Source organism: Thioclava marina, assembly GCF_002020135.1.
Lineage (GTDB): Bacteria > Pseudomonadota > Alphaproteobacteria > Rhodobacterales > Rhodobacteraceae > Thioclava > Thioclava marina.
This window is the reverse complement of record NZ_MPZS01000002.1, coordinates 695564-718626: the sequence shown is the minus strand read 5'-3', so window position 1 is coordinate 718626 and position 23063 is coordinate 695564. Positions and strand designations below refer to the sequence as shown.

The following is a 23063-nucleotide window of genomic DNA, read 5'->3' as shown; positions in this document are numbered from 1 at the left end:
TCGCAAAGGACTCGGATCACATTTAGTTTATCATTTCTTGTTCTTCCTTACGCTGGGGGAATTCCTCCAACAGGGGAAAAGTTCCCGAGTTTTTCCCCCGAAAGCGTTTCCCGCTGGACCGTGACCGGGCGCGGCTTTAGAAAAAATCCATGAGCAGTGACGACGAAAACCCCCTCTCCACGACCACCGAACCGTTGAGCCGTGCGATCGGCGAGCGCTACCTGACCTATGCGCTCTCGACGATCATGCACCGGGCGCTGCCCGATGCGCGCGACGGATTGAAACCGGTGCACCGGCGCATCCTTTTCGCGATGCGCGAGCTGAAGCTGTCGCCGACCGGTGGCTTCCGGAAATCGGCGAAGATCTCGGGCGACGTGATGGGCAACTATCACCCGCATGGCGATGCCGCGATCTATGACGCGATGGCGCGTCTCGCGCAGGATTTCGCGATGCGCTACCCGCTGGTCGACGGGCAGGGCAACTTCGGCAATATCGACGGGGACAACCCGGCGGCGAGCCGATACACCGAGGCGCGTCTGGCCTTCCCGTCGGAGGCGCTGCTCGAGGGGTTGGCCGAGAACGCGGTCGATTACCGCCCGAACTATGACGGCACGCTCGAAGAGCCCATCGTTCTGCCCGCCGCCTTCCCGAATCTGCTGGCCAATGGCGCAAGCGGTATCGCGGTGGGGATGGCCACGAACATCCCGCCGCATAACCTTGACGAACTCGTGCAGGCGAGTCTCGCGATGATCGCGAAACCCTCGATCACCGAAGAGGAACTTGTCGAGCTTATCCCCGGACCCGATTTCCCCACCGGTGGCGTGATCGTCGAGCCGAAGGAGAATATCCTCGAGGCCTACCGCACCGGGCGCGGTGCGTTCCGGCTGCGCGCGCGCTGGGAGAAAGAAGATCTCGGTCGCGGCCAATGGCAGATCGTGGTCACCGAGATCCCCTATCAGGTGCAGAAATCGAAGCTGATCGAGCGTCTCGCCGAGGTCATCCAGACCCGCAAGGTGCCCGCGCTGGCCGATGTGCGCGACGAGAGCGCCGACGATATCCGCATCGTGCTCGAGCCCAAGACCCGCACGGTCGAGCCCGAGATGCTGATGGGGATGCTGTTCAAGAACTCCGATCTGGAGATCCGCTTCTCGCTCAACATGAACGTGCTGATCGACGGGCGCGTGCCGAAGGTCTGTTCGCTGGGGGAAGTGCTGCGCGCCTTCCTCGATCACCGCCGCGAGGTGCTGGTGCGCCGCTCGCAGCACCGGATGGACAAGATCGACGCGCGTCTCGAAGTGCTCGAAGGTTACATCATCGCCTTCCTCAACCTCGACCGGGTGATCGAGATCATCCGCTACGAGGACGAGCCGAAAGCGATGCTGATGGCCGAGTTCGAGCTGTCGGAAGTTCAGGCCGAGGCGATCCTCAACATGCGCCTGCGCAGCTTGCGCAAGCTTGAGGAGATGGAGCTCAAGCGCGAGCGCGATGCGCTGATCGAGGAGCGGGCCGGGCTCGAGGATCTGCTGGGCTCCGAGAAGCTGCAGTGGAAGAAGATCGGCTCGGAGCTGAAGGACATCGCGAAGAAATTCGGCAAGGATGCGCCGGGCGGCGCGCGACGCACCGGTTTCGCCGAGGCCGGCGAGGTCGAGGAAGTGCCGATCGAGGCGATGATCGAGCGCGAGCCGATCACCGTGATCCTGTCGAAGATGGGCTGGATCCGCGCGATGAAGGGCCACAACCCGCTTGATGCCGAGGTGAAGTTCAAGGATGGCGACGGTCCGATGTTCGCCATGCATGCCGAGACCACCGACCGGATCGTCGCGATGGGCTCGAACGGGCGCGCCTTCACTGTGCTGGGTGCGAACCTGCCCGGCGGGCGCGGCATGGGCGAGCCGCTGCGGCTGATGGTCGACATGCCCAACGAGGCGGAGGTCACCCATCTTCTGGTGCCGAAAGCGGGCGAGAAATACCTGCTGGCGTCGTCGGATGGCGACGGGTTCGTCTGCCCCGGCGAGGAGCTGGTGGCGCAGACCCGCTCGGGCAAGCAGGTGCTCAACATGAAGGGCGGGGCCAGGACCACCGTCTGCGCGAAGATCGCGGGCGATACGGTCGCCTGTGTCGGCCAGAACCGGAAACTGTTGGTCTTCCCGCTCGACGAGCTGCCCGAGATGGCGCGCGGCAAGGGCGTGAGGTTGCAGAAATACAAGGATGGCGGGCTGTCTGACGCCACCACCTTCCTGTTGGCGGACGGGTTGAGCTGGAAGGATCCGGCGGGCCGCACCCGCACCGAGCTCGACCTTGCCGAATGGATCGGCAAGCGCGCCTCGGCCGGCCGCATGGCCCCGCGCGGCTTCCCGCGCGACAACACCTTCACCTGAGGTTTCGCCCGGGCTGCCCCGGGCGAGCCACAATGGGGGCGCTGCCCCCTCTTGCCCTGCCGGGCAATTCACCCCCGGGATATTTTCGCCAAGAGGAAGAGATGAGGTTTCTTCCTCCCTGTTCATATCTGCCGCGGAGGCGAAGCCGAGGGGTTGCCCCCTTGGCCCCGGATCAGGCGCGTTCCGCCGTCAGCCAGATGCCACCCCTCGGGCGGGTCGTCAGGATCATCTCGGGCACCGGCTCGCGCCCCGGAACGGCGGTGAAGCGGAACCGGGCGAGGAGCGTCGCGAGGATGATCTGCGCTTCTTGCAGCGCGAAGCCCGCGCCGATGCAGATGCGGGGGCCCGCGCCGAAGGGCAGGAAGGCGAAACGGTCATGGGACGGATTGGCGAAGCGTTCGGGGCGGAAGGCGTCGGGGTCCTCCCACAGAGCGTGGTGGCGGTGCAGCGCGTAGATCGGCAGCATCACCGTGTCGCCCTTGCGGATCTCGCGCCCCAAGAGCCGGTCGGGCCGGCGCGCGGTGCGCGAGAGGAACCCGGCAGGCGGGTAGAGGCGAAGGCTTTCGTTCACGATCTGCGCAATCCGCGGAAGATGCGGCAAGTCCTCGACACCGGCGGGGCGCGCGCCGAGCCGGGATTGCGCCTCGGCGCGCGCAGCCTCCTGCACCTGCGGGTCGAAAGCGCACAGATAGAGCGCCCAGGCCAACGTCAGCGCCGTCGTCTCGTGGCCGGCCACGATGAAGGTCAGAAGGTTGTCGCGCAGCTCGGCCGGGCTCATCTCGCGGCCCGTTTCGGGATCCTGCGCGCCGTCGAGCAGGTCGAGCAGATCCGGAACGGTTTTCGCGCCCGCCTTGTGCCGCGCGGTGATCGCGGTATCCGCGTGACGTTTGAGATCGCGCAATACATGGGCCGAGGCGAGACGATGCGGGCGCGGCACCCAGCCGGGCAGGGCGAAGAAATCAAGTAGCGAGACGCGGGCGGTCTGCGCGATATAGGCGTCGATCGCGGCATGAATCGCTGCGCGGTCGAAGCCTTCGTCGCCCGAGAAGGTCACGTCGGAAATCACCTCGAAGGTCGCGGCGACCATCTCCTGATGCAGGTCGATCGCGCGGCCGGTTCCGGCGGCGGTGGCGATACGGCGCGCAGAGGCTTCGGCGGCGGCCTGCATCACCGGGGCGAGGGCTTCCATGTTGCGCGCGGCGAAGACCGGTGCTGCGGCCCGGCGCTGCCAGCGCCATTCCGCACCTTCCGCGACGAAGAGGCCTTCGCCCACGGCGGGGCCGAGGATCAGCTTGGTCACCACCGACTTCGGATAATCCTCGACGCGGGTCTTGAGCACGTGGCGCAGGCTGTCGGGATCCATCACCATGTGCCAGCGCGCCCCGGTATTGCCCGAGATGATCGGTGCGTGAGTGGCCAATTCCGGAATGATTTCAAGCAGATTGCGCCGCGCGGCCCGCAGGCTGGGCAGGATCCCGAGGGGTTTCTCGGCGAGCGGCGCGCGGGCAGGCAGGGCCCGGGACGGGACGATGGCGGAACGTTGCATCCGCGAAAGGTAGCACGGGCCGTCGCACGGCCAATATGAAACCGTTCGCAGGGGGGCGAAACCGTGCAATCCGGGCTTGATTTTTCCCCGCTGGCGCAATAGGTAGCGCGCGATATTGACTCGGGCCCGCGCCAAAGCGGCCCCCTAACCAGAGGCGCCCTGCGAGATGGCAAAGGAAAAGTTTGAACGTAACAAGCCGCACGTCAACATCGGCACGATTGGCCACGTTGACCACGGCAAGACCACTCTGACGGCTGCGATCACCAAGTACTTTGGTGACTTCAAGGCGTATGACCAGATCGACGGCGCACCGGAAGAGAAAGCGCGCGGGATCACGATCTCGACGGCGCACGTTGAATACGAGACGGAGAACCGTCACTACGCGCACGTCGACTGCCCCGGCCACGCCGACTACGTGAAGAACATGATCACGGGTGCGGCGCAGATGGACGGCGCGATCCTGGTGGTGAACGCGGCCGACGGCCCGATGCCGCAGACGCGCGAGCACATCCTGCTCGGCCGTCAGGTGGGCATCCCGGCGATGGTCGTTTACATGAACAAGGTTGACCAGGTCGACGACGAGGAACTTCTCGAGCTCGTCGAGATGGAAATCCGCGAACTGCTGTCGTCCTACGACTACCCCGGCGACGATATTCCGATCGTGAAGGGCTCGGCCCTGGCCGCTCTCGAAGGCCGCGACCCGGAAATCGGCGAGAACTCGATCCGTGCGCTGATGGAAGCGGTCGACGCTTACATCCCGACGCCGGAGCGTGCGGTTGACCAGCCGTTCCTGATGCCGATCGAAGACGTGTTCTCGATCTCGGGCCGTGGTACGGTTGTGACCGGCCGCGTCGAGCGTGGCGTGATCAACGTCGGCGACGAACTGGAAATCGTGGGTATCCGCGACACCAAGAAGACGACCTGCACGGGCGTCGAGATGTTCCGCAAGCTGCTCGACCGTGGTGAAGCTGGCGACAACATCGGCGCGCTGCTGCGCGGCATCGACCGTGATGGCGTTGAGCGTGGTCAGGTTCTGTGCAAGCCGGGTTCGGTGACGCCGCACACGAAGTTCGAAGCGGAAGCCTACATCCTCACGAAAGAGGAAGGTGGCCGTCACACGCCGTTCTTCGCGAACTACCGTCCGCAGTTCTACTTCCGCACGACGGACGTGACCGGGACCGTGACGCTGCCGGAAGGCACCGAGATGGTTATGCCGGGCGACAACCTGAAGTTCACCGTCGAGCTGATCGCCCCGATCGCGATGGAAGACGGCCTGCGCTTCGCCATCCGTGAAGGCGGCCGCACCGTCGGCGCCGGCGTCGTCTCGAAAATCCTCGAGTGATCCTCTGATCCTGTCGAGTTGCGAAGGGCCGCCCGGTTGGGCGGCCCTTTTGCTTTTGGTTTGCACTCTTTTGCGCGTTTCACCAATTTGCCGCCTATGGTTCGGGAGGAGCTCGTGGAAACTGATTTGGACCGGCTGCAAGGGCGTTGGGTTCAACGGTCTTTCGAGGAAGACGGCGAGGCGGACCGCCCCGATACGCATGGAGCGCAGGGCGCGGTGATGACGGTGTCGGGCTGCACCTTTCATGTAGCGCTTCCCGAAGGGGCGACGCTCCTAGAGGGTAGCTTCAGGCTCGATGAGGCCCGCTATCCGAAATGTATCGACTGGGTGGACGCGATCGGTGACGATGCCGGACAGACGATACCCGCCATCTACGAATTGGACGGCGATTTTTTCAGGTTCGCAGCGGCAGACCCGAATATGGAGCGACCCGAAGGGTTCGCAGGTGGGCAAGGCATCTCGATCCGGAGCTTTTCTCGTGCGTGAGAGGGATATGCCGCGACCGGTTCGGCTTGGCGCCAGCACGTGACAATCTGGCCTCAGGCCCGTCTTTGCGGTATACGGGGGCCACAGCGATGGAGACTTCGATGGACAAGACCCTTTCCTGATCCCGTTTCCCTGAAACCCTGATCGAGAGAGGTCTCTGCATGTCCGCCCATCCGCTGCCGCGGCGCTTTCCTGCGCCCGATACCCGTCATCCCGTTCTTCTGCCCGACGGCACGCCCCATGAACCGACCGTGTTTCTTCAGGCGGTGATCGATCACCCGAATATCGAGGTCGGGCCCTATGCCTATTACAGTCCGCTTGCCCCGGTGACGGATGCGGCGGCAGAGCTGGCGCCTTATCTTTATCCCGGTTGCCCCGAGCGGCTGGTGATCGGGGCTTTCGCGCAGATCGCGCATGGGGTGCGCTTCATCACCGCTTCGGCCAATCACCCGATGGGCGGGCTCACCACCTATCCGTTTCGTATCTTCGATATGGAGACGGCCGGGAAATATCTCGAGGAGAATGCCGCAATCGGAGACACCGTGGTCGGCCCGGATGTCTGGCTGGGGTTCAACGCGATGGTGATGCCCGGTGTGACGATCGGGGCCGGGTCGATCGTGGCCGCGGGGGCTGTTGTCGCGACGGATGTGCCGCCCTTTGCGATCGTCGCGGGCAATCCCGGGCGGGTGGTGCGGTGGCGTTTCCCGCCCGAGGTGATCGAGGCGCTTCTGGCGCTCGCATGGTGGGACTGGCCGATCGAGGCGATCCGCGCGGCGCTTCCCGCGCTTGAGGCGGGGGATGTGGAGGCGCTCGCAAAGGCCGAGCCTTGACGCACGGGCTTGTTCCGCGCCCGCCATGCGCTAGGGTCTTGCAAAGCCCGACGCCTCGCGAGATCCGATGACCCAGAGCCCGATTCTCTTTTCCCACGTCCTGACCGGTGCGCCCGATCCTGAAGGCCCCTCGGATATCGTGGCGGCGCTGCGCGACGAACGGCTGGCATGGGCGCATCTCGACGGCACCCACCCGCAGGCGCAGCGCTGGATCCGCGAGGAGCTCGATTATCTCGACCCGCAGGCGGTCGAGGCGCTGCTCGACGTGGATACGCGGCCGCGGATGAGCGTGGTCGGCGAGGGCATCCTCGTGATCCTGCGCGCGATCAACTTCAACGAGGGCGAAGACCCCGAGGACATGGTCTCGCTGCGCATGTATCTCGACAGAGAGCGGATCCTGACGATCTCGCGCAAGCGGGTGCGGGCGATCGAACGGATGAACCAGATCCTGCATGACGGGGGCGGGCCGAGCGATCCGGGCACTTTCCTCGTGCGGCTGACCGAGGACATCGTTTCGAGCATCGGGAATTTCCAGCGCGAACTCGACGAACAGGCCGAGACGCTGGAGGATCAGGTTTATTCCGGTCAGGCCGATCACATGCGTCAGGACGTGCTCGAACTGCGGCTGAAGGTGATCGCGGCGCGGAGATATATCTTGCCGCAGCGCGACGCGCTCTTGCGGGTCTCGCAGGCGGAAAGCCCGGTGATCGACGAGGTGACCCAGCGCGAGATCGAGGAAGAGACCCTGAAGATGACGCGGATCGCGGAAGATATGGACGAGCTGCGCGATCAGGCGCAGGTCTTGCGCGAGGAACTGTCAAGCCAGCTTTCCGACCGGGTCAACCGAAATACCTTCGTGCTTTCGGTGGTCTCGGCGATCTTCCTGCCGCTGGGCTTCCTCACCGGGTTGTTCGGGGTCAATCTCGGGGGCATGCCGGGGCTGACCTCCGCCTCTGCCTTCACCTATCTGGTGATTACCTGTGTGCTGATCGTGGTGGGGCAACTGGTGGTGATGGGGCTCATGCGCCTGCTCAAGAAATACGCAAGAGACTAGGTCGCGCTGCAATGGATGCGCCGGATTTTTTCGTGTCGCTTGAGGCGCTGGGAGCGCCTTGCCTTGGGCCACGAATGAGAGGCGCGCGCGGCGCGTTCCGAGGTCTTTTCGTCCGCGATCGGGCGGCAGAGCGGAGGCGAGGCGTAATCTCTTTGAAAATCGCGAAATCGCTCTTGATTTCGCCTGCGCGCTGGCTTAGCACCCACGCCACGGCCTAGGGGTGTAGCTCAGTTGGTAGAGCATCGGTCTCCAAAACCGAGGGTCGGGGGTTCGAGCCCCTCCGCCCCTGCCAGCCGTTTCCCGTAAATTAACGCTTCTTCGCGTAACTGTTCAGGCGCGCCCCGCTACGGGCCGCGCGCTTATGTGTTACGGAGTGCGTCTTGCTGGGCAGAACCCTTCGCATTTTTGACCGGTTCGCCGAGGCGAATCTGCGGATTGATTTGTGTGCGCCGTATCCGTGGGCGTTGCCCGGCCGGATCGCGCGGATCGAACTGCGGCAGAACCGGCTGCTGCTGGAGGGCTGGATCGCTGCGCCGCGCATCGGTTTGCGGCTGGGCGCTGCGACCAGCTGGGCACGGCCGCAAGCCGAACCCGGCCCGGACAAGGGCCATTTCCTCTTCGATCTGCCTTATGAACTGGGCTCTGCGGCGCTCATCGTGCAAACTGAGGCCGGGGTGGAGGAGATCGCCTTGCCGGGGCTTTCGCGTCAGCGCATGGCGTGGGCCCGCGTGATGTTAATGGTGCGTTTCCTGTGGATCCTCTCGTGGCACATGCCTGCAATCTGGCGTTGGAAACGGCACGGGGATCTGCGCTCGCGTCAGCGCGTGAAAGAGGCGCTGGGCTTGGCTGTACCTGCCGCTGCGGGAGAGATGCCTTCGGGGCTTCTGGCGGATGTGATCGCTGAAAGGGCGCGAGCGCGGGGGCCGGTGGTGATCGTCATGCCCATCTTCAACGCCTTCGATCTATTGGCCGAATCGTTGCGACGGGTCGAAGCCCATACCGATCTCGACTGGCATCTGCTCCTGATCGAGGACGGATCGAGCGATCCGCGCGTGCGTCCTTTTCTGCGCGACTGGGCGGTGGCGCGCACGCGCGTCACACTTCTTGAAAACGCGCGCAATCTCGGCTTCGTGGCAAGCGTCAATCTCGGCTTCGACTGGGTGCGGACCCATGCGCCCTCCCGCCCGGTGATCCTGCTCAATTCGGATGTCTTCGTGCCTTCGGGCTGGGCCTCGCGGCTGGTCGCGCCGCTGGCCGCGCAAGATGTCGCGAGCGTGACACCGATGTCGAATGACGCCGAGATCCTCTCCGTCCCGGCGATGGGGCAGCGCAATGACCTGCCCGCGGGGGCTGTGGACCGGATCGACGCGCAGGCACGGCGGCTTGCTCCGGAATTCGCGACGGCAGAGCTGCCCACGGGGATCGGGTTCTGCATGGCGATGGCGCCTGGGTTTCTGGCTCGATTGCCCCGGTTCGATCCGGCGTTCGGGCGCGGCTACGGGGAGGAAACCGATTGGTGCCAGCGCGCCGCGGCTCTGGGTGGGCGGCATCTCGGGATCGCGACGCTTTTTGTGGAACATCAAGGCGGTGCATCCTTCGGTACGGCCGAGAAGGCGCGGCTCTTGTCTCGCAATCACCTCGAGATCTGTCGCCGCTATCCGCGTTACGAGGGGGCGGTTCGACGCTTCCTCGCAGACGATCCTCTGCGCGCGGCGCGGTTCGCGGTGGCGTTGGCCCATGCCGGGGCCTGCCAGACGTCGCCGTTGCGCATCTGGCTCGCCCATGCCCAAGGCGGCGGGGTGGAGCAATACCTCGACGGGCGGCTTGCCGCAGAGATCGTAGCGGGGCGGCGGGCAGTCGTTCTGCGCGTGGGGTTGCGGCATCGCTGGCAGATCGAGCTTCACGGATCCGAAGGGGTGATGCGGGGATATAGCGATGATACCGAGGCAATGATCCGGCTGCTTGCCAACATCGAGCGGCGAGAGGTGATTTACGCCTGCGGGGTAGGCGATCCCGATCCGCTATCGCTGCCGGACGTTCTGAGGGAGTTGTCCGCCGGGCAGAGGCTCGAGATCGAGATGCATGACTATTTTCCGATCAGCCCTTCCTACACGTTGCTTTGCGCCGATGGTCGCTATCACGGAGTGCCCGTGGCGGGCGATGCGCTTGCCCGAGATTGCGCGCATCGCGGTAAGAGTGGGCTTGCGGAATGGCAGTCAGCCTGGGGACGCGCGATTGCAGCCGCAGATCAGGTGACGGTTTTCTCCCATGCCGCGCGTGCGGTGGTCATGCAGTTTTTTCCGGCGGCGCGCGACAAGATCGTCCTGCGCCCGCACGAGATGGATCTGCGTCTTGCGGCTCTTCGCAATTGCCCGGTTTCGGGCCATGCGGGGTCCGTGGTGATCGGTGTTCTCGGCAATATCGGGGCGCATAAAGGTGCAGCCGAAGTCGCGGCGCTGAGCACGGAACTCGCGCGCCAGGGCATTCGCCTTGTGGTGATCGGCGCGCTCGATCCCGGATATCGGCTCGCGCCACCCTCGGTCGTGCATGGCGCGTACCGGCTCTCGGATCTGCCGCGTCTGGTTGCGCGCTACGGTATTTCGGCCTGGCTTATCCCGTCGATCTGGCCCGAGACATTTTCCTACACCACGCGCGAGGCGCTTGCGACAGGTCTGCCGGTTGCCTGTTTCGACCTTGGTGCGCAGGCCGAGGCGGTGCGAGCCGCCGGGGCGCAGGGTGTCGTCTTGCCGTTGCCCGGCGTGCCGGGGGAGATCGACATTTCACCGCTCGTCGCGCGGACCCGACATATGCGGTGTGCGGCATGAGCGCTTTCGGGGACAGGGCTGCGGTCTTGCATATCGGTGCGCCGAAATGCGGCAGTTCGGCGCTGCAGACGGTTCTGAGCGCGCGACCGGATCTGACCGGGGCACAGGGGCGCTCGTTGCGCTACAGCGCCATGCTGGAAATCAGGGGGCGCGTGATGCGGTTGCACGGTTCGATGCTGCGCCAGCTCGCCGCCTGGTCGCCCTATGGCTACCAATCCTGGCCCGATCTCGGCAGGCAGGTGTCCGGCTCGGCCCTGTTCCATGCGATCGGCTTGGAAATTGCGCAAGGTCGTCGCGATGGCTACCTGCCGATCATGTCGAGCGAGGGCTGGATCCGCCATCCCGAACGCTTCGCGCAAGCACTCGGCGCCATGGGATTTCCACCGGTTCAGGTCATTGCCTATTTGCGCCCGCCCTTGCCTTGGCTCAATGCCGCATTCTGGCAATGGGGAGTGTGGACGCGCCCGTGTTTCGACGATTGGGTGCGCCAGCGGCAGCTGTCCTACAGTTTCGGCATGAACCTGCGACGCTGGTCGGAGATCCCGAATGTCACGTTGGATGTGGCGACCGGCAATGTGCTGCAGGATTTCAAGGTGCGGATCGCGAGCGATCTCGCGCTGGAGGGGCCGCGCCACGGGGCTGCATCGCCCGCGCTGGTCGGTTTTTTGCTCCGCAATCGGCAGTTTCGCCGCACGGGTCACGATGCGGCGCTTGAGTTCATCATCCAGCGTTGGTGTCCGCGCCCCGCGCGCCGTGCCTGGGCGATCGCGCCCCATCACCTGCCTCGGATCGCAACACTCACGCGCGAAAATCGCGGTGTGCTTGAGCGTTGTTTGCCCGAAGGGGTGGTGCGGCAGCTGCTTTGTGATCCGCTTTGGCAAGAAGACTGTCCCTATCTTCCCGAAATCGAAACAGGCCCCACGCCTCTCGATGACCGCGCAGAGCTCGTGCAACTGATCGAGGCTCTCGTCGCGGGATGCGCTCGGGCGAGCCTTGCAAATGGGCTCCCCCCGCCGGGAATTCCTGACCGGCCCCGCCTCGCGGCGCCGTTGTCGGACTGGGATGCGGTCGCGACCGGTTTGTTGCAGCGCTTGATCGCGCTCGACCGGCGTGCCCGGCAGCGCTGGGCCTGGGGAGGGATGCAACGTCTCGACGCGCGGATCGCCCGGGTCGAGGACATGGCAGCCTAGCGGGCAAGCAGATCGCGATAGCTTTTGCGCAGGAGTGCGAGACCGAGCGCGAGGCAGATCAGCGAGACGCCTGCAACATAGGATGGCGAGAGATAGTCGGGCCGGTAGCCGCCGTAGATCCCTTCGCGCAGCCGCCCGATCACATGCACGAGCGGGTTGAACCAGAGCAGGCGTGCAATGGGCTCCGGCAGGTGGTCGATCAGGAAAAAGACGCCCGATACGATGAACATCGGCCGCATCAGGATCGACCAGCCATACGCCCAGACAGGGAAGCGGATGAAGAGATAGCAGTTGAGCACGCCAACCCCGAGTGCGAGCAGCGCGCCCAGCCCGTAGGCCTCGAGGATGCGCGCGAGATCAGGACGAGCGCCGGTGTCGAGCAGGAGCAGGCATCCTGCAAGCACGGCGTAGGAGACGAGCAATTTCGTCAGCGTGTTGAGGAGGAAGCGCGCGATCAGCGCGTCGAGGAAGCTCACCGCCGGATAGGCCAGAAGCGCGCGCGAATAGATCAGTGCATGGGCGATCTTCGCCTGCACGTCGGAAAACAGCATGAAGGGCAGGAGGCCCGTCGCGTAGAAGAGCGCGAAGCTCGAGCCCAGGGGTGGCGCGTGGAAGGTGAACGAGAAGACCAGCGTCAGAAGCGCAATGCCGCCAAGGGGCTCGAGGAAAGCCCACAGATAGCCGCCCGGAGAGCGCCCGTAGCTCGAAGACATCTCGCGAAGGATCAGCGCCCAGATCGCGCGCAGCCCCGGCAGGGAGCGCGCGCGGGGCGCTTGGGCGGGGGGCGCGTTGAATGACATGCTCTGAGCTTCCTTAACCAAAATGCAAGTCCGCTCCCGTTAGATGGCCTCAGAGGGTTCGGCGGGTGACCGGATATGGAGGCGATCTTGAGGGCTCTGGCTAAAGAAAACGCTAAGAATGGCGAGATTGCGGAGACGGCAAAGGTGCAATCTCTGCACGGGAGCCGCGCGGATGTGGCGCCGGTCGAGTCTCCTCCCGTTCCTGCCCGTCGGATCGAACCCTCCGCTCCCGGCGTCAAGGCGCTGCCGGATCCAGCGCGGCACGGAGGTTGGCGGTTGCGTCATACGGTGGTCGCGCTCAGTTTCCTGCTGTTCGTGCTGGCCCCGGCACTGGGTTCCGCAGCCTATCTCTGGGGGCGGGCTGCGGATCAATTCGTCTCGCGGCTGGGATTTACCGTGCAGCGCGAGGAGGCGGGGCCAACGGTCGATCTTCTGGGCGGGTTATCGAGCCTTTCGGGCAGCAGTTCGAGCGATACCGACATTCTTTATGCCTTCATCCAGAGCCCGACCCTTGTAGCCGAGCTCGATGCCGCGCTTGACCTGCGCGCGATCTGGTCGCGGACGCGGGGTGATTACGTCTTCGGTCTCGCCCCCGATGCCGCACTCGAGGATCTGGCCGCGTATTGGGGCCGGATGGTGCGGGTCAGTCATGGTGCCGGGGCGGGGCTTCTCGACATCGAGGTGCGCGCCTTCGATCCGACGGATGCGCAGCGCATCTCGCAGGCGCTTCTGGCGCGCAGCTCGGACATGATCAACCAGCTGAGTGCGATCGCGCGCGAGGATGCGATTGCCCATGCGCGCGGCGAGCTGGAGCGCGCCGAGGCGCGATTGAGCGCCGCGAGAATGAAGCTGACCGGCTTTCGCAACACCCACCAACTGATTTCGCCGGAGATGGACCTGCAAAGCCAGGCCGGGGTGCTTGGTACGCTCGAGGAGCAGCAGGCACAGGTGATGATCGATATCGACCTGCTGCGCGACACGGTGCGCAACGTCTCCGATCCTCGGCTCAAGCACGCCGAGCGGCGGCTGGCGGTGATCGAGGAGCGGATCCGGGCGGAGCGTGAAAAGCTCGGCATAGGGCAGGGCGATCAGGGTGATCAGGCCTATGCCGATATCGTTGGTGAGTTCGAGCGGTTGATGGCGGAGCGCGACTTTGCCGAGCGTGCCTATGCCGCGACGCTGGCAAATTACGATGCGGCAGCGGCCGAAGCACGGCGCAAGAGCCGGTATCTCGCGGCTTATATGGAGCCAACATTGGCCGAGAGTGCGGAACATCCAAGGCGCGTCGTACTGTTCGTGATGGTCGCGGGGACGCTGTTTCTGCTCTGGGCGATCGGTACGCTCGCGGGCTATTCGGTTCGCGACCGGCGCTGAGGACGGCCGATGATCCGCTTGCACAATCTGAGTAAATCCTACCGGATCAATGGGGGAACCAAGATCGTCGCGCGCGATCTGTGCGCGCGTTTCCCCAGCCGCCGCGTGGTCGCCCTGCTTGGGCGAAATGGTGCCGGGAAATCGACCCTTTTGCAGATGATCGCGGGCACGCTCAATCCGGATCGCGGCCGGGTGATCACACGCGGCTCGGTCTCTTTCCCGGTGGGCTTCGCAGGCTCGTTTCACCACGATCTGACGGGCGCGCAGAATTGTCGCTTCATCGGGCGGGTCTACGGCGTCGATACCGACGAGCTGGTTGCGTTTGTCGAGGGCTTCGCGGGCCTCGGCGGCCATCTCCGGATGCCGCTGCGCACCTATTCGGCGGGGATGCGATCGCGGTTGGCTTTCGCGGTCTCGATGGGAATCGCCTTCGACACCTATCTCGTGGATGAGATCACAGCGGTGGGCGACGGCGCGTTTCGCGAACGCAGCGCAGAACTGTTCCGCGCGCGGATGGCCCATGCGGGAGCGATCATGGTGAGCCATTCGATGGGCCAGGTGCGCGAGCTGTGCGACGCGGCGGCCGTACTCGAAAATGGGCGGTTGGAGTTTTTCGACGATGTCGAGGCGGCGATCGCCTGTCACGAACGCAACCTGGCGCAGACCGCCTCGGCCTGATCGGGTTCTTTCTGCGTCGGGTTTGAATAGAAAGCGAAGGTTTTTCCACATTTCCGCCGGGTTTCAGCAAGGCTTTCCTTAATCCGCTCAGAGAGAATTTCACCAAGTGACGATGAAATCTCTTTCGGGGAGAGCTGAGAGGATCATGGTGGAGATCACGCCGATTGCGACGAAGAACGACGGGCCCGACGGGTTCATGGCGTCGATTTCCGATCTGCTTCTGGTGCAGGAGGCCGACGCGCTCAAGCTCTACACGATTTCCAACGCCGGCGGCGGCATCCAGCAGCTTCTGCCCGAACGCGGGCTGAGCCTGAAGGATACGGCCTATCTGTTCGAGACCGAGGGGCTGGATGCGGCGGGCGCGCTGACCGAGATCAGCATTGATGGAAGCCCGGCGCTGCTGATCACCGGGGCGTCTTCGGGCGCGTTTCGCGCGGTGAGCCCGCAGCCAGCGACCGGCAAGATCAGCGATGTCTTCACCTTGCCGGGAGATGTCGCGCCCGGCCCGGTCCTGTCGATCGAGGCGCTCATGCTCGAGGGGCGGCAATTTCTCGTAGGCGCTCTCAGTCAAGGTCCGGGGCTGCATGTGTGGGAGATCGGCTCGGGCGGGCAGATCTCGGAAATCGCGCAGGGAAATTCCGGCGCGCTCTGGCAGAGCAATGACGTGCATGCGCTCGACGCGGTCGAGATCAACGGGGAGCATTTCCTGCTTGCGGCCTCGGTCGATGACAACAGTCTCACGAGTCTCGCTCTGGGCGCGGACGGGCAGCTGTCGCCAGCCGGGCGGATCGACATGCGCGACGGGCTTTATATCAACACGCCCAACTCCATTGAAACGGTGACGGTGGGAGGACAGGCTTTCGCGCTGCTCGGCGCGGCGGGAACCAGTTCGATCTCGGTCGTCGAAATCGGGCCGGGCGGGTCGATGAGTGTCGCCGATCAGGTCAATGACGACCTGTCGACCCGTTTCCAGGGGGTGACGTCGCTCGACTCGGTCGAGATGGGGGCACATAGCTACGTACTCGCCGGCGGAGCCGATGACGGGGTGAGCCTGATGACGCTCTTGCCGAGCGGGCGGCTGGTGCAGATCGGTACGATTGCGGACGGGATCGACACCGCGCTGGCCGATCCGCGCGCAGCCGAAATGATCGCGGATGCGACCGGGCTCGATATCTTCGTGGTGGGGGATGTGCCGCCGGCGCTGAGCGATCAGGGGACCGGGATTACCCAGCTCCGGGTCGAGTTGGGTCCGGCCGGACTGGCGCTGCGAATGGCGGATGGTGGCGGGCAGGCGGTGGGAACCTCTGCGAATGACCTGATCTCGGGTGGCTCGGGGAATGACGGGATCACCGGCGGAGAGGGGGCGGATATCCTGCAAGATGGGGCGGGCGCGGATTCGCTTTGGGGCGGGGCGGGCGCGGATATCTTCGTGCTCGATGCAGACGGGCAGACTGACTGGATCATGGATTACGAGCCGGGGACGGACCGGCTCGACCTCTCCGGCATGGCGTGGTTCTACAGCAAGGATGCGCTCGACATCACATCGACCGCCACAGGGGCAGAAATCAGCATCGGGGATGAACGGGTCTTCGTGCAGTCCGCCGATGGCAGCAGCCTGAGTTCAGACGATTTCACGATCGGCGATCTGCGCGACATGTGGCACAGCACGATCACCCCGCCCGAGATCGGCAACATTCATACCGAAGGCACGCAGCAAGCCGATTTCATCGACGGGCGCGGCGGCAACGATACGCTGGTGGGCAATGACGGGCCCGATATCCTGCAAGGTCTGGGCGGCGACGACCTGCTCAACGGTGGGCGCATCGACCGCAGCTATGATCCGTTCGCGGCGCAGATCTACCGGGTCTATCAAGCCACGCTCGACCGCGCGCCGGACGCGAAGGGGCTCGCCTATTGGACCGATATTCTGGGCTCGGGCGCGTTGAGCCTGCAACAGGTGGCCGACGGTTTCATCAACTCGGCAGAGTTCCAGACGCTCTATCAGGATACCAACGACACCCAATTTCTGACGCTGCTTTATCAGAACGTGCTGGACCGCCCCCCCGACAACGGCGGTTTGACCTGGTGGCTCGATCAGCTCGAGGCGGGAACGAAAAGCCGCGAGGAGGTCGTGGTCGGCTTCTCGGAGAGCGCTGAATTTCGTGACGCCACCGCGATTGACACATTGGGCCTGTCGCGAGTGAGCACGCAGACGGATTTCACCGATGATGTGTTTCGGCTTTATCAGGCGACGCTTGGGCGTGAGCCGAACCTGGGCGGAATGGTCTATTGGAGCGAGATGCGGGCCGAAGGAATGGACTTCCTCGAGATGGTTACGGGTTTCGTCAATTCGCCGGAATTCCTGGGTACCTATGGCAATCTGGACGATGAGGGGTTCATCTCGCTTCTCTATCAAAACGTTCTGGGCCGTGCGCCCGACAGCGGCGGGTTGACCTGGTGGCTCGATCAACTCGACAGCGGCGTTTATACGCGCGAGCGGGTCGTGGCTTCTTTCGCACAGAGCCCCGAAATGATCACCCAGAGTGCGCAGGCGCAGATCGACTGGTTCCGCTCCTTCGACTTCGAGGACGTCCTCGATGGGGGCGCGGGCTACAACTTGCTGCAAGGCGGGATCATGGCTGATCAGTTCGTCTTCCGCGCGGGCGAGGACGGCCACCATGTAGTCCTCGACCTCGAGCCCTGGGACAAGCTGAGTTTCGAGGGGTTCAATTACACTTCGGCTGCCGACGTGCGCGCGCATATGAGCGAGCAGGGCGACGACCTGCTGTTCAGTGATCTCGGCGTGACGATCGAATTCGTCGATGTCGATCTGAGCGGGATCGGCGACGGGATGGTCGATGTGTGATCTCAGCCCAGACTGTCACGCAGCTTCGCGAGGTGGTGTTCGACAAGGGCGCGGGCACGCGCGGGGCTATCGGCTTCGGCGTAGCAGCGGCACTCCGGGGCATTGCCCGAGGGGCGCAGGTGAACGATCTCGCCCGAGGTGAATTGCAGGCGCAGGCCGTCGGTGCGGTCGATCGTCTCCGTGGGCCCCAGCGTGTCGAAGAAACGCGCGCGTTCGGCCGGATCGGCGGCGAGCGCATCTATCAGCGCGGCGGAGCGGTCGGTCGGGATCTCGGCGAGCCGGTCGGCGGCGGTGAAGCGCGCGGGAAGGCGCGAGACGAGTTCGGAAAGGCGGACCCCGTCGCGGGCTGCTGTAACAAGGGGCGCGAGGATCGGCAGGAGGCAATCGCGGGTCGCAAGCGGTGGGATCGGGCCAGTGGGGCCTTGCGCCGTGAAGCCGAGAAGGAAGCCGCCATTGGGTTCGAAGCCGACGACCCTGGCGTGAGGGTCTGCGTCGAGCGCAGCTTCCATCGCGGCGATGACGAAGGGAGAGCCTATCTTCGTGCGCTCGATCCGCGCGAATTCGGGCATGGCATCGATCATCGTGTTGGATGAAACCGGGGTGCAGAGGATCTTCGCGCCGAGCGCCTGCGCGGTGAGCGCACCGAGGACGTCGCCGGGCACGATCGTTCCCGTCTCGTCGGTGACCATCGGCCGGTCGGCATCGCCATCGGTGGAAATCAGGGCATCGAGTGCGTGCTCGGCGCACCAGGTTGCGAGCCGGGTGCGGGTTGCGGGGTCGACGGCTTCGGTATCGACGGGGATGAAGATGTCGGACCGCGCGAGCGGCACGGGCTGCGCACCCAGCTGCTGGATGGCGGCGATGAGGATGTCGCGCGCGACCGAGCTGTGCTCGTAGATGCCGATGCGCATCCCGGCGAGCGCATCGGTCCCGAAACCTGAGACATAGCGCGCGATGTAATTTGCAGCACTCTGCGCACCCTCGGTCAGCGCGCCGGGTTGGCGCGCAATCTCCCAGTCCTGGCCGATACGCATCAGGATTTCGCGTTCGTCTTCCTTGGTGATTTCGCCCCCGGGAACGTAGAATTTCAGCCCGTTGCGGTCTGCGGGAATATGACTTCCGGTGACCATGATCGCGGCGTGCCCCGTACCCATCGAGGACAGTGCCAGCGCGGGGGTGGGCAGGGCGCCTTCGCGGATCGCCTCGATCCCGGCCGCTCTGATCGCGGCAATCACCATCTCGGCGATCGCAGGCGAGGAGGGGCGCAGATCCCAGCCCACATGCACCGCGCCGCCGGTCGGGCAGGCTTCGAGAAAGGCGCGGGTGTAATCGGTGACGAGATCCGCAGTCAGCTCGGTCACGAGACCGCGCAAGCCACTGGTGCCAAATTTGGGAGCCATCGGGAAAGTCCTGAACCTGTGATCGTACCGAACCTAGGGGTTGGTGGAGAGGGGGGCAAGGCAGCGCGCGCCGCGCTCGAAATCTGTTAACCCTGTCCGCCTATCGTCCTGCCCCGTAACGTCTCAGCGCAGGAAGTTCTCGATGTCTGATCTCTCGGCCAATCTCGCGCTGCCCTATATGCTCGGCAGCCAGGCGCAAAAACACGTCACCCATAACGAAGCGCTGCAAATTCTCGATGCGCTGGTGCAGCTCGCGGTGCTCTCACGCAGTCAGGCCGAGCCGCCGCTCGCACCGGCCGAAGGCGCGCGCTACCTTTTGCCGACTGGCGTGACGGGAGCTTGGGCGGGGCAGGCCGGCAAGCTCGCGCTGTGGTCGGCGCAGGCTTGGCAATTCCTTGAGCCGCGCGACGGCTGGCGGGCATTTGTGCTCGACGAGGGTGTGGAACTGGTGCTTGCGGGCGGGGCGTGGGACATGCTGCCGCTGCCCGCGCTGACCAATCTCGACGGTGTGGGGATCGCGACGGGCTATGATACAACGAACAGGCTGGCGGTTTCGGCCGATGCGACGCTGCTGAGCCATGCGGGCGCGGGCCATCAGCTGAAGGTGAACAAGGCGGCGGTGGGCGAGACGGCGAGTCTGCTGTTCCAGTCGAACTGGTCGGGTCGCGCCGAGATGGGAATCGCGGGCGGTGACGATTTCGCGATCAAGACGAGCGCGGATGGCGCGAGCTGGTTCGAGGGGCTGCGCGTAGAGGCCGCGACGGGGCGCGCGGTAATGGCGCAAGGTGCTGTGATCGAGGGCGCGCTGAGCGGTTCGGCGATCGTGGGGACGGTTTCGCAAACGGGCGGCGCGGTGATCGAGCGGGGCACGAATGCCTCGGGCGAATATGTGCGTTTCGCCGATGGCACGCAGATCTGCACGCAGAGCCTTGGCCTTGCCTATGACGCGAACTGGGCGCTCAAGGTCTATTGGTCGTTCCCGCAAGCCTTCGTGGCGACACCCGCGTTGAGCATCGCGCTCGATGCGGACAGTCTCGCGGCGGGCAGCGCTATCGGGGCGGGCGCGGTGTCCTTTGCCGGTTTCGAGGGCGGCAGCGCGGCCGGGGCCTGGGGGGTGCTCTATGCGGCGAACGGTGCGAGTTTCGCTGCGGGCGACAGCTGCACGCTCTCTGTCACGGCGATCGGGCGCTGGGTCTGATCAACGCGCGTCGAGTTCGTCAAAGATCTCGCGCAGGCGCACCTCGTAGCGGCGTGCTATGGCGGAGGCCGAGAAATCGCGGCGCACCCTGATCTGGGCCTGCGCCGCTTTTTTCCTTCGAAGCTCAGGGTCAGATCGGAAAGCGCGCAGTTGCTCGATTGCGACGGCAAGGTCGGGCTCGCCCCAGTGCTGGCCGGGGCGGGCGAAGATGTAATCCTGAGGGCCGACTTCGACGAGATCGGCCGGAACGAGCCATGCGGTCTGAGGGTCGCAAAACTCGAGATTGCCGGAATATCCAGTGCATAGGACCGGCGTGCCGAGCGCCATCGCCTCGAGCATCCCGAAACCCCAACCCTCCGAGCGGTGCAAAGAGAGATAGCCATCCGCCCCCGCGATCAGGCGCAGGACCTCGGAATAATCCATCGTTTCATCAAGCAGCAGAATTCGCGGATCGGCGGCGATCTCGCGGTCGATTTCCGCCCAGAGCGCGGCTTGTGCCGGGTCGCGCACCTTCGCGCGGTTCTGGCTCTTGAGGATCAACCGGGCTTCGGGGTCGTCGGGGAAGGCCGCGCCAAAGGCGCGCAGCGTCCCGAGGGGGTTCTTGCGCTGGAGGAAGGAAAAGCTGTCGAAGCTTGTGAGCAGGGTAAAGGCAGAGGTGGGCAGTTCGAGGCGGGCGTGCAGCGCGTGGCGGGCTTCGGGGCGCTCGATCGCGGGGGGCTCTTCGAAACACATGCCGACATTGGTGACCGGCTTGGTGGTCGCGCCCCGATAGATCTCGGCGCAGTACTCGGACGAGACCCATATCTCATCCACCAGATCGAGCGCGAGATGGTGACAGAGTGCGGGGCTGTCGAGCTCCCAGTAGATATAGGCGATCGTGTAGGCGCCCGAGAAAATGTCGGGCTCGTAGGCGAGCGCGGCGGGGACCGCTTCGGCGTTGAGATGCAGCAGGTTGATGCGCGCGGGGCGCGCGGCTCCGGTCTCGATCCGCGGGCGGCTCGGTGTGGGGTTGTCGCGGGCGATATCGACTGCGTGAAGGCTGTAGGGGGTGTGGCCGAGGATCGCTTGCGAGAGCCGGGTCGACTGGCCGAGCCCAGCGGCCTTGTGAAAGGGGCCGAGAATCTGGATATCGACGGGAGCCTCTGAGGGCACAGGGAGGCGGGCGGCCTCGATCCGGTGACCCTCGGGGCTGCGCAGGAAGCTGCGCGTGTCGAGATCGAACCCGGTTGCGCGCAGGGTCGCGCCATAGCGGGACCGAGAAGCCGACGTGCCGGGACACAAGTCGGTTGCGAAATTCGAGAAAGCGCCGCTGTCGAGGAGCGTGTCGAGATCGGTGCGCGGCACGAACCAGAGGAAGGCAGGCTGTTCTAGCGCAAGCGCCATCACCGCGAGTGTCAGGGTGCGCCGATCTTCGCTCTGCGTCGGGTCGAGGGCTGTGAGCGCCGGGATCGTGGTGTGCAGGTGGCGCGTGAAATGGTTGAGCGCGAAAGGGTCGGATGTGAGCGGTTCGCAGAGGTGGGCGCGATGCGTCTCGGAAATCAGGCAATCCGCCAGGTCGAGGCTGGGGGCGAGTTCGGTCGCCCAATGGGCGATCGCGCGTTCTCGGTCGGGGGCGTGCGGGTCAAACAGCCCAATGGCGCGGGTGATCCCGTTCTCCTCCGTGTTGAGCCAGTCGATCGCCGCGCGCGAGAGCGGGGTCTGAAGGCCGGTGCGCCGCGCGCCGTACTCGTCGAGATACCAGCGCAGGAGTTCGCCGATCTGCTCGGCATCGTGTTCGGGGGGGAATGTTTCCGGACGAGCGTCGCGATGCCGGACGAAATCGAGATAAGCGAAGAGAGGGGCCGGAAGAGCTTCGGGGCCTGCGGCGGCGCGGTTGCTGAAAAGCGCGCGATGGCGGGAAAGATCGGGGCGCGCGTCGTGCGCGACGGGATCGCCGAGACGCAGGAGTGGACCGAAGAGATGGCGGGCAAGCGGTGAGCCTTTTCCCGATGCATGCGCTTCGGTGCCGAGTTCGAGCCGCGCGATCTCCGGGCCTGCCTGCGCTTGGCGAAGCGCGATCCAGCCTCCCGCATGGACGGCTTCGATCAGCTGAGGCGGCAAGGCAATCGAAAACCCGTGCCGCCCCGTGCCGATGCCTGCCCCTTCGAGATCAGCCCGATACGCAGCCGCGCGCAGTGTCGCGAGGCGTCCGTCTGCGCAATGCAGTTCGACTGTGAGAGGGGGCGACGCGCCTCGCTGCGCCGCCCAGCCGGTGACGGTTGCCCCCTCTATGCGGTCAATCGCGCCGCGCAGTCCACTCAAGCGTCGCCAGAGCCGGAGGGCCGGTGTGGCGGCGCGTGTGTGAAGCAAGGAGGTTTTCGGGGGCAACAGAAGCTCGAAATGCAATCATGAGTTGCATTCCTTTTTAGAGCGCCCCCGCCCGTGCGGCAACGGGTTTGGCGTTGGTTACTCCGCAGGTTTCATAAGCTCCTGCGCCAGCGAAGCCGCAGAGCTGCCCTGTGCCTCCGCGATCTGGGTCAGGCTTTGGCCGATCGTGGTCGCGCCAAGTTTGGCAAGTGCCTCCTGCTCGGTGAGCCCGAAGACCGGGGCGACGGTGCCGAGCGGCGCATCGAACATCGCCTGAGCGATCGCGAATTGCGGCGGACCGCCACGCACCGCGCCACTCGGTTGCATTGCGGCGGGAATCGCGAAGGCGAGCGCTGCGACCAGCGACACGGCGAGCGCCAGGAACATCGGTGCACGCTTGAAGTAATTCATCATCGCGCGCCAGTTCTTCCAGATGTGAAGAACAAAGGGCACGATCAGGACCAGCGAGAGCCATTCATGCATGCCGCGGAACCACGACGAGCCCCAGTGGAAGAACAGCGCCACCCCGGAAATCAACGAGATGAGGAAGAGGCCGGTGATGAACGGCGTGGCATAGCGGTTGAGAACGGTCGGCATCGGGTTGCTCCATGACTGGCGCGGAGGGCGCCATCTTCTTGTGATCTCCTTTAGCACGAAGCAGGTGCAATTTTCCGTCTGCAGGGCCGCCATGCGCATCACGCAGATCACTGCGCGCGCGGCCAGTGACGGCATCAGCCTTGAAATCCGGGA

The 23063-nt window shown here is 64.9% G+C and carries 16 protein-coding genes and 1 tRNA gene; 12 read left to right on the top strand and 5 right to left on the bottom strand.

Translation table 11 applies throughout. From position 1 onward, the window contains the following. The first annotated feature begins 149 nt into the window (after positions 1-149). Complete coding sequence (parC, locus tag BMG00_RS13610) at positions 150-2378, top strand: DNA topoisomerase IV subunit A (protein WP_078574713.1); 2229 nt, start codon at positions 150-152, stop codon at positions 2376-2378. A gap of 172 nt (positions 2379-2550) precedes the next feature. Here parC and BMG00_RS13605 read toward each other — a convergent pair whose 3' ends face one another. Further along, a complete protein-coding gene (locus tag BMG00_RS13605; RefSeq protein ID WP_078574712.1) occupies positions 2551-3924 on the bottom strand; it encodes a cytochrome P450 in 1374 nt (457 codons plus the stop codon). Between the two features lie 166 nt (positions 3925-4090). On the opposite strand from BMG00_RS13605, the gene tuf reads away from it, so the two are divergent. From tuf to BMG00_RS13570, 7 genes are all read left to right on the top strand, one after another. Further along, the gene (tuf, locus tag BMG00_RS13600) at positions 4091-5266 is read left to right on the top strand and encodes an elongation factor Tu (RefSeq protein ID WP_078529333.1); all 1176 of its coding nucleotides are present in this window, start codon (positions 4091-4093) and stop codon (positions 5264-5266) included. 114 nt (positions 5267-5380) lie between these two features. Further along, entirely contained in the window at positions 5381-5752 is a 372-nt protein-coding gene (locus tag BMG00_RS13595; protein WP_211274138.1) for a TIGR03067 domain-containing protein, read from the top strand. Between the two features lie 161 nt (positions 5753-5913). Beyond that, positions 5914-6582, top strand: coding sequence for a CatB-related O-acetyltransferase (locus BMG00_RS13590; protein ID WP_078574711.1), 669 nt, complete (start codon positions 5914-5916; stop codon positions 6580-6582). A gap of 67 nt (positions 6583-6649) precedes the next feature. Further along, on the top strand, positions 6650-7636 hold the full coding sequence (locus BMG00_RS13585) for a zinc transporter ZntB (protein ID WP_078574710.1): 987 nt from the start codon (positions 6650-6652) through the stop codon (positions 7634-7636). A gap of 216 nt (positions 7637-7852) precedes the next feature. Then, positions 7853-7928 (top strand) — tRNA-Trp (locus tag BMG00_RS13580). Positions 7929-8016: 88 nt separating this feature from the next. Next, positions 8017-10461, top strand: coding sequence for a glycosyltransferase (locus BMG00_RS13575; protein ID WP_146642654.1), 2445 nt, complete (start codon positions 8017-8019; stop codon positions 10459-10461). Then, on the top strand, positions 10458-11651 hold the full coding sequence (locus tag BMG00_RS13570; protein WP_146642652.1) for a hypothetical protein: 1194 nt from the start codon (positions 10458-10460) through the stop codon (positions 11649-11651). The genes BMG00_RS13575 and BMG00_RS13570 overlap by 4 nt, the downstream gene beginning before the upstream one ends. On the opposite strand, the gene BMG00_RS13565 is transcribed toward BMG00_RS13570, so the two are convergent. Continuing rightward, positions 11648-12451 (bottom strand): ABC transporter permease, encoded by an 804-nt coding sequence (locus BMG00_RS13565; RefSeq protein ID WP_078574707.1) that lies wholly within the window; start codon positions 12449-12451, stop codon positions 11648-11650. The genes BMG00_RS13570 and BMG00_RS13565 overlap by 4 nt on opposite strands. Before the next feature lie 276 nt (positions 12452-12727). Here BMG00_RS13565 and BMG00_RS13560 point away from each other — a divergent pair, with 276 nt between their 5' ends. The 3 genes from BMG00_RS13560 to BMG00_RS13550 all read left to right on the top strand — a co-directional run bounded on the left by BMG00_RS13560 (position 12728) and on the right by BMG00_RS13550 (position 17369). Then, a complete protein-coding gene (locus tag BMG00_RS13560; RefSeq protein WP_245795035.1) occupies positions 12728-13825 on the top strand; it encodes a KpsE/RkpR family capsule polysaccharide export protein in 1098 nt (365 codons plus the stop codon). 9 nt (positions 13826-13834) lie between these two features. Continuing rightward, a complete protein-coding gene (locus BMG00_RS13555; RefSeq protein WP_078574706.1) occupies positions 13835-14503 on the top strand; it encodes an ABC transporter ATP-binding protein in 669 nt (222 codons plus the stop codon). Positions 14504-14648: 145 nt separating this feature from the next. Then, positions 14649-17369, top strand: a complete 2721-nt coding sequence (locus tag BMG00_RS13550; RefSeq protein ID WP_158521738.1) for a DUF4214 domain-containing protein — start codon at positions 14649-14651, stop codon at positions 17367-17369. Between the two features lie 2 nt (positions 17370-17371). Here BMG00_RS13550 and BMG00_RS13545 read toward each other — a convergent pair whose 3' ends face one another. Continuing rightward, on the bottom strand, positions 17372-18769 hold the full coding sequence (locus BMG00_RS13545; RefSeq protein ID WP_078529304.1) for a phosphomannomutase: 1398 nt from the start codon (positions 18767-18769) through the stop codon (positions 17372-17374). Positions 18770-18911: 142 nt separating this feature from the next. On the opposite strand from BMG00_RS13545, the gene BMG00_RS13540 reads away from it, so the two are divergent. After that, the gene (locus BMG00_RS13540; protein WP_078574704.1) at positions 18912-19967 is read left to right on the top strand and encodes a DUF2793 domain-containing protein; all 1056 of its coding nucleotides are present in this window, start codon (positions 18912-18914) and stop codon (positions 19965-19967) included. Here the strand turns inward: BMG00_RS13540 and BMG00_RS13535 are convergent, their stop codons facing one another. Together BMG00_RS13535 and BMG00_RS13530 are read right to left on the bottom strand one after the other, a co-directional pair. Next, positions 19968-22268: a glycosyltransferase gene (locus BMG00_RS13535; protein WP_146642648.1), complete on the bottom strand. Its 2301-nt coding sequence runs from the start codon at positions 22266-22268 to the stop codon at positions 19968-19970. A 144-nt stretch (positions 22269-22412) separates the two neighbouring features. Further along, positions 22413-22910: a DUF4405 domain-containing protein gene (locus tag BMG00_RS13530; protein WP_078574702.1), complete on the bottom strand. Its 498-nt coding sequence runs from the start codon at positions 22908-22910 to the stop codon at positions 22413-22415. Positions 22911-23063 lie beyond the last annotated feature (153 nt).